The organism is uncultured Nocardioides sp. (assembly GCF_947488025.1).
Lineage (GTDB): Bacteria > Actinomycetota > Actinomycetes > Propionibacteriales > Nocardioidaceae > Nocardioides.
Genome location: NZ_CANKYS010000003.1, coordinates 98,277 through 111,467, shown reverse-complemented (window position 1 = coordinate 111,467; position 13,191 = coordinate 98,277). Strand labels below are relative to the sequence as shown.

Annotated in this window: 14 protein-coding genes; 7 read left to right on the top strand and 7 right to left on the bottom strand. The window is 72.6% G+C overall.

The window, feature by feature from the left end; translation table 11 throughout:
- Positions 1-6: 6 nt before the first annotated feature.
- On the bottom strand, positions 7-1,197 hold the full coding sequence (locus tag Q1B24_RS07115; RefSeq protein ID WP_299925478.1) for a nucleotide disphospho-sugar-binding domain-containing protein: 1,191 nt from the start codon (positions 1,195-1,197) through the stop codon (positions 7-9).
- Between the two features lie 171 nt (positions 1,198-1,368).
- Between Q1B24_RS07115 and Q1B24_RS07110 the strand changes: the two genes are divergently transcribed.
- On the top strand, positions 1,369-2,304 hold the full coding sequence (locus tag Q1B24_RS07110) for a DUF1353 domain-containing protein (protein WP_299925475.1): 936 nt from the start codon (positions 1,369-1,371) through the stop codon (positions 2,302-2,304).
- On the opposite strand, the gene Q1B24_RS07105 is transcribed toward Q1B24_RS07110, so the two are convergent.
- Positions 2,291-2,680, bottom strand: a complete 390-nt coding sequence (locus Q1B24_RS07105; RefSeq protein ID WP_299925472.1) for a hypothetical protein — start codon at positions 2,678-2,680, stop codon at positions 2,291-2,293. The two genes, Q1B24_RS07110 and Q1B24_RS07105, sit on opposite strands and share 14 nt — an antisense overlap.
- An 87-nt stretch (positions 2,681-2,767) precedes the next feature.
- A complete protein-coding gene (locus tag Q1B24_RS07100) occupies positions 2,768-3,508 on the bottom strand; it encodes a hemolysin III family protein (protein ID WP_299925469.1) in 741 nt (246 codons plus the stop codon).
- Between the two features lie 88 nt (positions 3,509-3,596).
- Between Q1B24_RS07100 and Q1B24_RS07095 the strand changes: the two genes are divergently transcribed.
- From Q1B24_RS07095 to Q1B24_RS07085, 3 genes are all read left to right on the top strand, one after another.
- Positions 3,597-4,376: an isoprenyl transferase gene (locus tag Q1B24_RS07095; protein ID WP_299925466.1), complete on the top strand. Its 780-nt coding sequence runs from the start codon at positions 3,597-3,599 to the stop codon at positions 4,374-4,376.
- 219 nt (positions 4,377-4,595) lie between these two features.
- Positions 4,596-5,948, top strand: a complete 1,353-nt coding sequence (locus tag Q1B24_RS07090) for a PhoH family protein (RefSeq protein ID WP_299925463.1) — start codon at positions 4,596-4,598, stop codon at positions 5,946-5,948.
- Between the two features lie 374 nt (positions 5,949-6,322).
- A complete protein-coding gene (locus tag Q1B24_RS07085; protein ID WP_299925460.1) occupies positions 6,323-7,012 on the top strand; it encodes a lytic transglycosylase domain-containing protein in 690 nt (229 codons plus the stop codon).
- Between the two features lie 8 nt (positions 7,013-7,020).
- On the opposite strand, the gene Q1B24_RS07080 is transcribed toward Q1B24_RS07085, so the two are convergent.
- The 4 genes from Q1B24_RS07080 to Q1B24_RS07065 form a co-directional block, all read right to left on the bottom strand.
- On the bottom strand, positions 7,021-7,662 hold the full coding sequence (locus tag Q1B24_RS07080; protein WP_299925457.1) for a DUF4396 domain-containing protein: 642 nt from the start codon (positions 7,660-7,662) through the stop codon (positions 7,021-7,023).
- Positions 7,663-7,694: 32 nt separating this feature from the next.
- On the bottom strand, positions 7,695-7,856 hold the full coding sequence (locus tag Q1B24_RS07075; RefSeq protein WP_299925454.1) for a hypothetical protein: 162 nt from the start codon (positions 7,854-7,856) through the stop codon (positions 7,695-7,697).
- A 265-nt stretch (positions 7,857-8,121) separates the two neighbouring features.
- Positions 8,122-8,826 (bottom strand): class I SAM-dependent methyltransferase, encoded by a 705-nt coding sequence (locus tag Q1B24_RS07070; RefSeq protein ID WP_299925451.1) that lies wholly within the window; start codon positions 8,824-8,826, stop codon positions 8,122-8,124.
- Positions 8,823-10,208, bottom strand: coding sequence for a class II fumarate hydratase (locus Q1B24_RS07065; RefSeq protein WP_299925448.1), 1,386 nt, complete (start codon positions 10,206-10,208; stop codon positions 8,823-8,825). The genes Q1B24_RS07070 and Q1B24_RS07065 overlap by 4 nt, the downstream gene beginning before the upstream one ends.
- A gap of 99 nt (positions 10,209-10,307) precedes the next feature.
- On the opposite strand from Q1B24_RS07065, the gene Q1B24_RS07060 reads away from it, so the two are divergent.
- From Q1B24_RS07060 to Q1B24_RS07050, 3 genes are read left to right on the top strand one after another with little or no spacing between them, the layout of a single operon-like run.
- Positions 10,308-10,697 (top strand): metalloregulator ArsR/SmtB family transcription factor, encoded by a 390-nt coding sequence (locus Q1B24_RS07060; RefSeq protein ID WP_299925445.1) that lies wholly within the window; start codon positions 10,308-10,310, stop codon positions 10,695-10,697.
- The gene (locus Q1B24_RS07055) at positions 10,694-11,236 is read left to right on the top strand and encodes an SRPBCC family protein (RefSeq protein WP_299925442.1); all 543 of its coding nucleotides are present in this window, start codon (positions 10,694-10,696) and stop codon (positions 11,234-11,236) included. The genes Q1B24_RS07060 and Q1B24_RS07055 overlap by 4 nt, the downstream gene beginning before the upstream one ends.
- A gap of 59 nt (positions 11,237-11,295) precedes the next feature.
- Complete coding sequence (locus tag Q1B24_RS07050; protein WP_299925440.1) at positions 11,296-13,188, top strand: penicillin-binding transpeptidase domain-containing protein; 1,893 nt, start codon at positions 11,296-11,298, stop codon at positions 13,186-13,188.
- The last annotated feature ends 3 nt before the right edge of the window (positions 13,189-13,191 follow it).

Here is a 13,191-nt window from a genome sequence, read left to right as displayed (position 1 = left end):
CGCACCCTAGGGCGCGTCACCCCGCGGCACCGACGCCGGTCCGCGGCCCGGTCCGTGGTCGGCACCGGCTGCCTCCACGACGGCAGCGACGGCGGCGTCCACGTCAGGAAGGGCGTGCATCTCGGCTGCGACCTCCCTGGCGCGTCGGAGCATCGTCGCGTCGGCCAGGACCGCTCGCGCCTGCCGCGCGACCACCGCGGCGGTCGACGTCGCGGCGTCGAGCGTCGCGGCGACGCCGAGCTGCTCGGCCCGCATCGCGTTGTGGGGCTGGTCGGCACCGAGCGGGAGAAGCAGGGAGGGCAGCCCATGGGCCAGAGCGGCCATCAGGCTGCCCGAGCCGCCGTGCGAGACGACCAGGTCGACGCCGGGCAGCACCTCGGCCTGCGGCACGAACCGTTCGACCCGGACGTGCGGCGGCTGGGGTCCGAGGTCGTCGGGGTCGAGGTCGCGACCGACCGTGGCCACCACGTCGACGTCGAGGTCGCCGAGACCGGCCAGCAAGCGCTCGAAGAGGTCGCCCGAGCCCTTGTTGAAGATGGTGCCGAGCGTGACGTAGACGCGTCTCCTGCCCGTGCCGCGGCGCGGGCGGGCGGCCGCCGTCGACCGGTAGTAGGTCGGGTGCACCTGCAACGGCGACTCCGGGCTGCGGAAGGAGGGAGCCGCGTCGGACAGCACCAGTCCCGACGTCAGCCGCGTCAGGTCGGGGTCAGGTGCCAGCCCGTGCTCGGCTCGTACGGCGTCGAGCTCGGGAGCGACCAGCTCGGGCCGCACCAGCAGGCCCGAGGCCAGCACGAGGTGGGTGGCGACCGGGACGGCCAGCAGCTCCGCGGCGATCGTCGTGCCGAGGTCGGTCTCGTCCCGGACGACGACGTCGGGCCGGAAGTCCTCGATCGCACGCGGCACTGCCTTCGCCATCCGTCGGGCGCCCCGCGACGCGAAGTTCTGGGCGAACTCGACCTCGGTCGCCCGGGCGTCGACCGGTTCGAGCGGCCCGACGTCGCGACTGCCGGGTGCTCCGCCGTGGTGCGGCGCCTCGCTCGTGGCGTAGGCACGGAAACCCGCCTCCTCGATGCGGGGGACCAGGCCGCCGGAGCCGGCGATCGCGACCTCGTGGCCGGCTGCCCGTGCCGCGCGGGCGAGTGGGAGGAGCGGCGCCAGGTGACCGAGCCCGCCGACGAACGTCACGAGGATGCGCATGGTGCACGAAGCCTAGGCGGGGCATCGGGGCTCTGCCCGGTGCACGGTGCAGGCAGTTCGCGCAGCGTCAGGCGGACGTGAGCGTGGGCGGACCTCCGGGAGCCGCGAACTGCCTTCATGGTGTCGCTCATGGCGCGTGACGCTGTCGGTCGGCCGCGCCAGACTGGGGGAATGAGGGCTCGGGAGCGCGTGGGGTCGATGGCCAGGCAGGTGGTGGTGGAGCCGCGGCGGTTCTACGACGGCGGCACCCTGCCGAGCGCGGGGGGGGCGGGCGATCCCCCCGACCCCGGTTCCGACCCCCGCATCGTGCTCGAACGGCACACCGAGGAGGGCGTGGAGACGTTCGCGCTGGAGCGGCGGCTGGCCTACCGCGACCGGCACCTCGGCGAGCTGCTCGTGCCCTCGCGCGCCGACTTCCGCACCGACCTGACCTCGGTGCCGGCCTTGTTCACGTGGCTGGTGCCCAAGACCGGCGCGCACCTGCCGGCCGCGCTGCTGCACGACGCGCTGGTGGCGGGGCGCGGCGACCCGACGTCGTACGTCTCCACCGAGGGGCACGTCGTGGACCGCGTCGAGGCCGACCGCGTCTTCCGCGACGCGATGGCCGACACCGGGACGGGGGTGCTCCGGCGCTGGATCGTCTGGTCCGCCGTGACCGTCGCGACGATCTTCGTGGGCCGGTCGGTGCCGTGGTCGCGCGCGAAGCACTGGTCCTACCGGGTGGCCGCAGCCCTCACGATCGCCTCGATCGTCTACCTCGGCTGGAGCGCGACCAGCGACCTGTTCGACCGGTCGTGGGTGGGCGCCGTCGACGTGCCGTGGATGGGTGACCGTCCGTGGTGGGCCGAGCTGGCGGGCGGGTTCGCCGGTGCCGTCGTGCTGCCGCTGGCGCTCAGCCTGCTCTGGGGACGGCTCCGGGCGGCGGGCGCCATCGCCGGGGTGATGCTGGCGGTGCTCCTGCACGTGACCGTCGGCCTGGCCGTCATCGCCGCGACCTATCTCGTCCTCGAGCGGCTGGCGCGCCGCGCACCGCTCGCAGCGTGGGCGCTGGGCGGCGTCGTCGTGGCCGCCTCGCTCGTGGTGTTCGCCGGGCTCAGCCTCGGTTGACGCCGATCTGCGCGAGCCACCGCGCGGCGAAGGTGTCCGACGGCAGGTCCTGCGTGACGAGCTGGAGGCCCGTCCGCGAGGCCACGACCACCAGTCCGAGGGCGACGGCGGTCACCACCATGCCGTTGACGTTGCGCGGGAACCGGCTCGGCACCGTCCGCACGCGGTGCCACCCGCCCACGAGGCCGGCGGTGACGATGGCGGAGACCACGCTGGCGAAGGCGGCACCGAGCACGGTGCCGAGCAGGTCGAGCCGGCTGATCAGGATCGCCGACGTCGCGGCGGCAGTGGCGCCGGCGACGAGCTGCGGGAGGCTCAGGTCGAGGAAGGGCTGGCGGGCGGGCTGGTCGGACGGGTCCGTGGGTGAGTCAGGCATCTCTCGGCGGGGGGTGGGGGACAGGGCTTCCCCCGTACGACGCCTCGCCCCGCCAGATCGTTTCCGATCGTGAGCAGCCTCACCTGCTCAGCGCAGGGAGTAGGTCGCCAGCGACACGCCGACGTAGTGGGCGGCGAAGGCGAGGATCGTGAACGAGTGGAACACCTCGTGGAACCCGAACCAGCGGGGTGAGGGGTTGGGGCGCTTGAGGCCGTAGACCACGCCGCCGAGCGTGTAGAGCACGCCACCGACCGCCACGAGCACCAGCGTCGTGACCGCGATGCCGCTGCTGAACCGGTCGGCGCCCTCCATGAACTGCGGGATGAAGAAGACGGCCGCCCAGCCGAGGGCGATGTACATCGGCGTGTAGAGCCAGCGCGGCGCGTCGGTCCAGAAGACCCGGAACACCACGCCGGCGATCGCCGCGCCCCACACGACGACGAGCAGCGTCGTACGTGCGGTGCCGTCGAGGAAGAGCAGCGCGTAGGGGGTGTAGGTGCCGGCGATCAGCACGAAGATGTTGGCGTGGTCGAAGCGCCGCAGGAACGCCCAGGTGCGCGGCGACCAGGTGCCGCGGTGGTAGATCGCCGAGACCGTGAAGACCAGCAACGCCGAGAACGCGAAGGCGGCCGAGCCGATGCGGGTGGACGCGGTCGGGGAGAGCGCCACCAGCACGATGCCGGCGGCGAGCGCGATCGGGGCCGTGGCGGCGTGCAGCCAGCCGCGGAGGTGGGGCTTGATCTCGGCCATCTTGTCGGCCATCACCTCGCCGGCGCGCTCGACGGCGTGCTCGACACGGTCGCGAGGGGTTGTGGCTGGGGGCTCCATGCGAAGAAAATACCCGGACGGGTGTGAAGCGCGCAGCCGACTGCCCCGAGTGCCCGGTCACACGGCGTCGCGGCGTTACGATCGGTGGATGGTCAACGTGAAGGACGCCGTACGACGGGTGCTCTACCCGGCCTACGAGTCCCGGGTGGTGAAGTTCCTGCCCCACGACCAGATCCCGCAGCACGTGGGGGTGATGCTCGACGGCAACCGGCGTTGGGCCAAGGCGGTCGGGCTCAACACGGCGGAGGGCTACCAGGCCGGTGCCGACAACATCCGACCGCTCCTCGGCTGGTGCGAGGAGGTGGGCGTCGAGGTCGTCACCCTGTGGCTGCTCTCGAGCGACAACCTCACCAACCGTCCGCCCGAGCAGCTCACCGGTCTGCTGAGGATCATCGAGGGCGCGGTCGAGTCGCTCGCCGAGGCCCGCCGCTGGCGGATCCACCCCGTCGGCGCGCTCGACCTGCTGCCGACCGAGACCGCGGAGCGGCTCAAGGCTGCGGAGGAGGCCACGCGCGACATCGACGGCCTGCTGGTCAACGTCGCCGTCGGCTACGGCGGTCGCCGCGAGATCGCCGACGCCGTACGCGCCCTGCTCGCCGACCACGCCGCCAGGGGCACCTCGCTGGAGGAGCTCGCCGACATCATCGACGTCGAGCACATCGCCGAGCACCTCTACACCAAGGGCCAGCCCGACCCGGACCTGGTGATCCGCACGTCGGGGGAGCAACGCCTCGGTGGCTTCCTGCTGTGGCAGTCGGCCAACTCGGAGTTCTACTTCTGCGAGGCCCTGTGGCCCGACTTCCGCCGGGTCGACTTCCTGCGCGCGATCCGGGCGTACGCCGAGCGTGAGCGCCGCTTCGGCGGCTGACCCGGCTGCCCGCAGACGTCATCTCGTCGTCACCTCGCGTTCGGGCGTGTCGCCCCGGATCGGGGTGCGGCCGGGCGTACTTTCGCCCGTATCGGCAGGTGGGGAAGCCTGCTGAACCGGGAGGAAACCTTGGGCACTCAGATGGGAGCTCTCCGGTCCGTTGAATGACATCGGGCCGGGCGAGGAGTGCGCGCGCCGACCCGCAGCAAGGGGTTAGTCGTGGCCAGCAAGACCTCACCCAGCAGCTCCGCACCGCCCGCAGCGTCCAGCAGCGCCAGCCGCCGCACGTACGTCCTCGACACGAGCGTCCTCCTCGCCGACCCGGCCGCGATCAAGCGGTTCGCCGAGCACGAGGTCGTCCTCCCGGTGGTGGTGATCACCGAGCTCGAGGGCAAGCGCAACCACCCGGAGCTCGGGTTCTTCGCCCGCTCCGCGCTGCGGGCCCTCGACGACCTGCGGGTCGTCCACGGCCGCCTCGACCAGCCCGTCGCGGTCGGCGCGGAGGGCGGCACGCTCCGCGTCGAGCTCAACCACACCGACCCCGAGTCGCTGCCGTCGGGCTTCCGCCTCGGCGACAACGACACCCGCATCCTGGCCGTGGCCCGCAACCTCGCCAACGAGGGGCACCGCGTCACCCTGGTCAGCAAGGACCTGCCGCTGCGGATCAAGGCCTCGGCCGTCGGGCTGGACGCGGAGGAGTACCGCGCCGAGGCCGTCAGCAGCTCCGACACCGGCTACACCGGGATGGCCGAGCTCGAGGTGCTCGCCAGCGACCTCGACGAGCTCTACGAGGACGGCGTGCTCGACCTCGCCGAGGCGCGCGACCTGCCGTGCCACAACGGTCTCGTCATGCTGTCCGACAGGGGTACGGCGCTGGGCCGCGTGGGGGCCGACAAGCGGGTGCACCTCGTCCGCGGCGACCGCGACGCCTTCGGCATCCACGGCCGGTCCGCCGAGCAGCGGGTGGCGCTGGAGATGCTGCTCGACCCCGAGGTCGGCATCGTGTCCCTCGGCGGTCGCGCCGGCACCGGCAAGTCGGCCATGGCGCTCTGTGCCGGCCTCGAGGCCGTGATGGAGCGTCGCCAGCACAAGAAGGTCGTGGTCTTCCGCCCGCTCTTCGCCGTCGGTGGCCAGGAGCTCGGCTACCTGCCCGGCTCCGAGAACGAGAAGATGTCGCCCTGGGCCCAGGCGGTGTTCGACACGCTCGGCGCACTGACCGGCAAGGACGTCATCGACGAGGTGATGGACCGCGGGATGCTCGAGGTGCTGCCGCTGACCCACATCCGCGGCCGTTCGTTGCACGACGCCTTCGTCATCGTCGACGAGGCCCAGTCCCTCGAGCGCAACGTGCTGCTGACCGTCCTCTCGCGCATCGGCGCGAACTCCAAGGTCGTGCTCACCCACGACGTGGCCCAGCGCGACAACCTCCGCGTCGGGCGCCACGACGGCATCGTCGCGGTGGTGGAGAAGCTCAAGGGCCACCCGCTCTTCGCCCACGTGACGCTCACCCGCTCCGAGCGCTCGCCGATCGCCGCGCTCGTGACCGAGATGCTGGAGGACGTCACCTTCTGACCGACCGGCTACGCGGTCCGACCCAGTGCTGTAACGCCGGGTTGGTGCGACTACCCACCCCGATGCATCACGGTGGGTAGAACCACCAACCCGGCGTTACAGCGGTCACGTCCTCGGTACGGGTGGGTCCGGTGTGAGCTGGTGTGACCCGTGTGACGCAAGGGGCGGTGTCAGTTGTGCCGTTCGGTTTGCACGTGGTTGAACCCTCATGCAAGGTGGCCCGTGATCGTTTCGTGACCTCGGTCGTCGGCCGGACGCCGGGAGCCCCGCACCACCGCCCCGTCCGGCCGGACCGTGTCCTCGTCTCGACACCCGCGCCTGTCGTGCACCACCAGGCGCGACACCCCCTGTCGTCAACCCCTCCGTGAGTTCCTGTGTCGAAGTCCGACAAGTACGCCCCGAAGCACCGCGCGCCCGGCAAGCACAAGGCTGCGCGCGCGCCCCGTCGAGCCCTGCGCACCGGCGTCGCCCTGACGGGCATCGCCGCCGCCGTGACCGGTGTGAGCGTGACCGGCGGGCTGGCCACGAGCGATCCCGACACGTTGGCCCCCGCCGCCGCGGACGTGGCCACCACCGCGCCGGGCGGCCCGACCGCGTCCGAGCCCACCGCCTCCGAGTCCGCCGCGGAGGCGTCCGACACGGCCGTCGACGAGCAGCGGTCCTCGCAGCAGGTGGCGTCGCGCTCAGCGCGGCGCACCGACAAGGCGAAGGCCACCGCGCTCGAGATGTCCGGCGGCTCGGCCGTGACGCGTTCGGAGAAGCTGTCCGAGGGCGACCCGCGCGACATCGCCCGCGCGCTGCTGCCGGCGTACGGCTTCTCCTCCGACCAGTTCTCCTGCCTCGACTCGCTCTACGTCAGCGAGTCGGACTGGCGCGTCGACGCCGACAACCCGACCTCGTCGGCGTACGGCATCCCGCAGGCGCTGACGCAGCTCCACGACCTGCCGGCGGACTACATGACCTCCGCCGAGTCGCAGATCAGGTGGGGCCTGGAGTACATCCAGGACACCTACGGCACCCCGTGCAGCGCCTGGAGCTTCAAGCAGGGCAACGGCTGGTACTGATCTCCTGATCAGCGCTCGGCGGCTGCATGGCCGGTCTCGGGCGGTGCCTCGAGCTCGTCGGCGATCGAGACGACCAGGCCGCCCAGCATGAACGCCACGATGGCAGCGACGAGCGTCGAGGTCGCGAGGTCCGGGATGAACCGCCGCGCCCCCTCCGGCTCGGCGCCGTGGAAGCCGTGGGTCAGGGCGTGGCCCTTGCCGCGCGCCAGGAGGTGGCGGTTGACCGGCCAGGCCGCGAAGAAGGCAACCGTGAGCGCGAGCATCATCGACAGCCAGAAGACCGGGTTGACCAGCCCCGCCTCCATCGCGCCCGGGATCACGGCCATCACCAGGTTGTCGACCAGCTCCATGGTCGCGATCGACAGCGTGTCGGCCGCCAGGACGACCGTCAGGGCGGCGCCCAGGCCGAGGCCGGCCCGCAGCAGCGGCAGCGTCGACAGGGCATAGCCGAACAGGAACGCCAGGCCGACGGCGATCGCGATCGTGGCGAGGGTGCCGAGCCCGAGGGCGGTGCCGATCATCAGGCCCAGGATCTCGCCGATGGCACAGCCGGTGAGGCAGTGGAGGGTGGCGGAGATCGCCATCGCGTTGGTGCTGCCCATGTGGTGGTGCTCGCCCTGGGCCGTGGGGTGCTCGGTCTGGTGTTCCATGCGTCAGAACATACCCCCAGGGGGTATACAGGTCAATGGGCGTCGACGACTTTTCGCATGACGCAGTTCTTCAACCCCTTGGGGCGCACGTAGGCGAAGCCGAGGCGCTCGTAGAGGCTTCGGGTGCCGTTGTAGAGGAAGGACGAGGACATCTTCTTCGTCTGGTCCGTGAGGTCGTGGGGGTAGGACTCCACGACGCCACCTCCCGCCTCGGCGATGAGTGCCAGGGCGCCCTGGATCGCGAGCTCCGTGACACCGCGCCGCCGGTGGCGGCGGTCGACGAAGACGCAGGTGATCCGGTAGTCCGGGTCGGCGTCCTTCTCGGCGTCGTACTGCTTGCGGTGGTGGATGCCGGGCAGCTCGGCCGGCGTGCCGTACTCCGCCCAGGCGATCGCCCCATGTCCCGAGGCTAGGACGCGTTCCGGACGATCGGCAGCCCCTGCCCGTCGGCCCTTCTCCTCAGCGGGCCTCGAAGACCGTGACGTGCCCGGCGTAGGTCCGTGAGCCCTCGAAGGGTGGCAGCACGAGGCCCTCGTCGGAGGAGTCGAGGTAGGCCTGCGCCTCGGCGTGGTCGGCGAACACCGCCCGCGTCTCGAGGTCCTGGCGGCGTACGTCGCTGAAGCGCCGCCCGAGCGTGAACTCGCCGTTCTCGCTCGAGAAGCGCGTCACCACCCGACGACCGCCGGCCTCGCGGCGCAGGTCGGCGAGGCTGTCGTCGCCGTTGGTGACGGCGACGAACGTGCCGCCCGGGCGCAGCACGCGACGGACCTCGGCGAGCGCCCGGTCGAGGTCGCGCACGTGGTAGAGCATCCAGCCGGCGTAGACGACGTCGAAGGTGTCGTCGTCGAAGGGGAGGTAGCAGATGTCGGCCTGGCGGGCGTCGACACCGCGGGCCGCGGTCAGCTCGACGAAGCGCTCGGAGTGGTCGACCGCGACCAGCGTGACGCCCGGCAGCGCGTTGATCCGCTCCGCCATCACCCCGGTCCCACAGCCCACCTCCAGGACCCGGGAGTCACCGGTCATGGCGCGGTCGACGGCCTTGAACGCCTCGTCGGCGGGGTCGCGGCCGTCGTCGGTCGGGTGCCAGACCGAGCGCCGGGTCTCGAGCCGGTCCTCCGTCGCGTACTGGGCGCGCACGTGCTCGGGGCTGTCGATGTCGCTCATGCCCGGCCTGTCATGGAGTCGACGTCGAGGGCGGCGTCGAGCTGCTCCTCGGTCAGGTCGCCCCGCTCGACGTAGCCCATCGCCAACACCGTCTCGCGGATGGTCGCGCCGTCGGCGAGCGCCTTCTTCGCGACCCTGGCGGCCTGCTCGTAGCCGATGTGGGCGTTGAGGGGGGTGACCACCGACGGGGAGGACTCGGCGTAGCGGCGCATCCGATCGGCGTCGGCGGTGATCCCGTCCACGCACCGGTCGGCGAGCAGCACCGTCGAGGTGGACAGCACGTGGATCGACTCGAGCAGCGCGTGTGCCATGACGGGCATCATCACGTTGAGCTCGAAGCTGCCGGACGCGCCCGCCCAGGCGATCGTCGCGTCGTTGCCGACGACCCGGGCGCACACCATCAGCGTCGCCTCGGGCAGCACCGGGTTGACCTTGCCGGGCATGATGCTCGACCCCGGCTGCAGGTCGGGCAGGTGGATCTCGGCGAGCCCTGTCGTGGGTCCCGACGACATCCAGCGCAGGTCGTTGCAGATCTTGGTGAGGCCGGTCGCGACCGTGCGCAGCACGCCCGACAGCTCGACGAGCGAGTCGCGGGTGCCCTGCGCCTCGAAGTGGTCGCGCGCCTCGGTGAAGGGCTGCCCGGTGCGCTCCGACAGCGCGGCGATCGCCCGCTCGGCGAAGGCGGCCGGGGTGTTGATCCCGGTGCCGACCGCGGTGCCACCCAGGGGGAGCTCGCGCACGCGCGGCAGCACGGCCTCCAGCCGCTCGACGCCGAGGCGCAGGGTGGCGGCGTACGCCCCCATCTCCTGCCCGAGCGTCACGGGCGTGGCGTCCATCAGGTGGGTGCGCCCGGACTTCACCGTGTCGGCGAACTCCTCCGCCTTGGCCTCGAACGACGTCGCGAGCCGGTCGAGCGCGGGCAGCAGGTCGTCGACGACGGCGAGCGTGGCGGCGACGTGGATGCTGGTGGGAAAGGTGTCGTTGCTGCTCTGCGAGGCATTGACGTGGTCGTTGGGGTGGACCTCGACGCCGGCTTGCGCGGCCAGGGTCGCGATGACCTCGTTGGCGTTCATGTTGGAGCTCGTGCCCGACCCGGTCTGGAAGACGTCGATCGGGAACTCGCCGTCGTGCGTCCCCTCGACGATGGCGTCGGCGGCGGTGACGATGGCCTGCGCCTGCTCGTGGCGTACGACACCGAGCGCGGCGTTGGCGGTCGCGGCGGCCGCCTTGACGTGGGCCAGCGCCTGCACGTGCCGGGGCTGCAGGGTCAGGCCGCTGATCGGGAAGTTCTCGATCGCGCGCTGGGTCTGGGCCCGCCAAAGAGCGTCGCGAGGCACTTCGACCTCGCCCATGGAGTCGTGCTCGGTGCGTGTCTCGTTCACGCACCGACCGTACCCACTGACGCACGGGTACGCCTCGAGCGGGGAACGGGGGAGCGGTGGGCCTTGACAATTGGTAACGAAGTAGTTACCAATAGGACGGTGGACCCGTTCGCAGCCCTCGGTGACCCGGTACGCCGGGGCCTGGTCGTACGGCTGGCGCGCGGTCCGGCGCGGGTGGTCGACCTGACGGCCGACCACCCGATCAGCCGGCCGGCGATCAGTCGTCACCTCCGCGTGCTCGCCGAGGCGGGCCTCGTCGAGGCCGAGGACCACGGTCGTGAACGGCACTACCGCCTCCGGCGCGACGGGCTGGCAGCCATCGCCGATTGGCTGGCGGCGCTCGAGGCCCCCGCTGCGCCCCGGCCGCGCTTCACCGAGTCGGCCTTCGACGGCCTCGACCTCGAGGTGCGCCGTACCGGGCGCGAGCGCCGGGCAGAGGCCGAGCCCGCGACACCTCACCCATCCCCACCGCAGGAGGAGACCGCATGAGCACCACCTTGATGACCGGCCGGCGCGAGCAGCGCGACGGCCGCACCCTGCTCGTGATCGAGCGGGAGCTCCGGGCTCCGCTGGACGACGTCTGGGCGGCGTGCACCGACCCGACGCGCATGGAGCGCTGGATCGGCACGTGGAGCGGGGACCCCGAGGCCGGGTCGGTCTCCTTCCGGATGACCGCGGAGGGTGACGACGTCCCGGCCGAGGAGATGGACGTGCTGGCGTGCGAGCCGCCGCGGCGCTTCGTCGTACGCAGTCGTGAACCGCAACCCTTCAGCGAGGACGGCGCGGGGGAGACGGCGGTCTGGGAGATGGAGCTCGAGCTCGAGGAGGCCGACGGCATCACCTCGCTCAGGTTCGTCCAGGTGCTCGCGCCGGGCGCGACGGGCGTCGAGATGGCCGCGAGCGTCGGCCCGGGCTGGGACTACTACCTCGACCGCCTGCGAGCGGCGCTCTCGGGCGAGGACGTGGACGGCATCGACTGGGAGGCCTATGCGGGCGGGTCGTCCCACTACCGCGAGCGCTTCGCCTGAGGCACGCCGACGCGGCGTCGTGCCGCGGCCGGGAGCCCGTCGGCTGGGAGCATGGGCGCATGCGATCCCTCCGTCTCGGGGTCGCCGCTCTGCTCGTGGGGGTGAGCTCGGCCTGCTCCGTGCTCGGTGGTGACGACACCGCCCCGCCGTCCGGAGTGGCCGACGACCTCGCCGCTGCCCTGTCCGAGCACTCGCTCGGCGACGTGCCGTTGACCGACGAGGCCGACCGCGCCGCGTTCGCCGAGCTGGTCTCCCCCCTCGAGGAGGTGCCGGTCGCCGTCGAGGTCGCCTCGGTCGAGGAGGTCGAGGGCACCGGCGACGAGCCCGGGTCGGCGACGGCGGCGCTGGCGTGGCGGTGGGGCCTGATCGATGCGGCGCCCTGGGAGTACGACACCACGGTCGCGCTGGTGCCGGACGGCACCGGGTGGCAGGTCGACTGGGTGCCCGACGCGCTGGTCCCCGACCTCGCCGAGGGCGACGCCCTCGGCCTGCGCACGCTCCCGGCGGTGCGCGGCGACATCACCGGCGCCGGGGGCGCCGTCCTCGTGACCGAGCGGCCGGTGTTGCGCTACGGGCTGGACAAGACCAAGGTCGAGGGTCCGCAGGTCGCCCGCAGCGCCCGCCGGATCGCCCGGGTGCTCGATGTCGACGTGGCGTCGTACGTCGAGCGCGCGGAGGCGATGGGCGCGGAGGCCTTCGTCGAGGCGCTGGTCCTGCGCGAGGACGAGGCCCTCGACGTGCTGCCCGGGTTCGCGAAGATCCGCGGGGCGCTCGCCGTGCGCGACACCCTGCCTCTCGCCCCGACGCGTGAGTTCGCCGCGGCCCTGCTCGGCCGCGTCGGCCCGGCCACCGCCGAGGTGGTCGAGGCATCCGAGGGCCGGATCGCGGCCGGGGACGAGGTCGGGCTGTCCGGTCTCCAGGAGCGCTACGACGAGCAGCTGCGCGGGACGCCCGGCACTTCGGTGGTCGCCCGGGGCGCCGACGACCAGCTGCGCACGCTCGCCGAGGTCCCGGCGACCGACGGTGCCGATCTCGTCACCACCCTCGACCCGGCGCTCCAGCAGAAGGCCGAGGACGTGCTCGCCGGCCTCGGTGACGGTGCGCCGGCGGCCGCGCTCGTGGCGATCCGCCCCTCCGACGGCGCGGTCCTGGCGAGCGCCAACGGCGCCGGGGCGGAGGGCGCCGACCTCGCGATGACCGGGCAGTACGCCCCCGGCTCGACCTTCAAGGTCGTCACCTCCTTGGCGCTCCTGCGCAGCGGGATGGGCGTCGACGACGTCGTGTCGTGCCCGGCCACGACGGTCGTGGACGGGCGCTCGTTCAAGAACTACGACGACTACCCGGCGTCCGCGCTCGGCGACATCACCCTCACCCAGGCCATCGCCCAGTCGTGCAACACCGCCCTCATCGGCAACGCCGACCGGCTCGCCGAGGGCGAGCTCGCCGCCGCTGCCCAGGCCCTCGGGCTCGGCACCGACCACGACCTCGGCTTCCCGGTCTACTTCGGGCAGGTGCCGCCGCCGGAGACCGAGACCGGTGCCGCCGCCGACATGATCGGCCAGGGCACGGTGCTGGCCAGCCCGTTCGCGATGGCCACGGTCGCCGCCTCGGTCCGGTCCGGCCGGGCGGTGCTGCCGGTGCTGCTCCCGGAGCACGCGGTGGAGCAGGTGCCGCCGCAGGTGCCGCTGACCGGGCCGGAGTCCGGCACCCTCCGCGGGTTGATGCGGGCCGTGGTGACCACAGGCTCGGGTCGCTTCCTCCAGGACGTCCCCGGCGAGGTCGGTGCCAAGACCGGCACCGCCGAGCACGGTCAGCCCGACGCGTCGGGCTCGCTCCCGACACACGCGTGGATGATCGCGACACGGGGCGACCTCGCGGTCGCGGTCTTCGTCGAGACGGGCGTCTCCGGGTCGCAGACCGCCGGCCCGCTGCTCGAGGCCTTCCTGCGCTGAGGG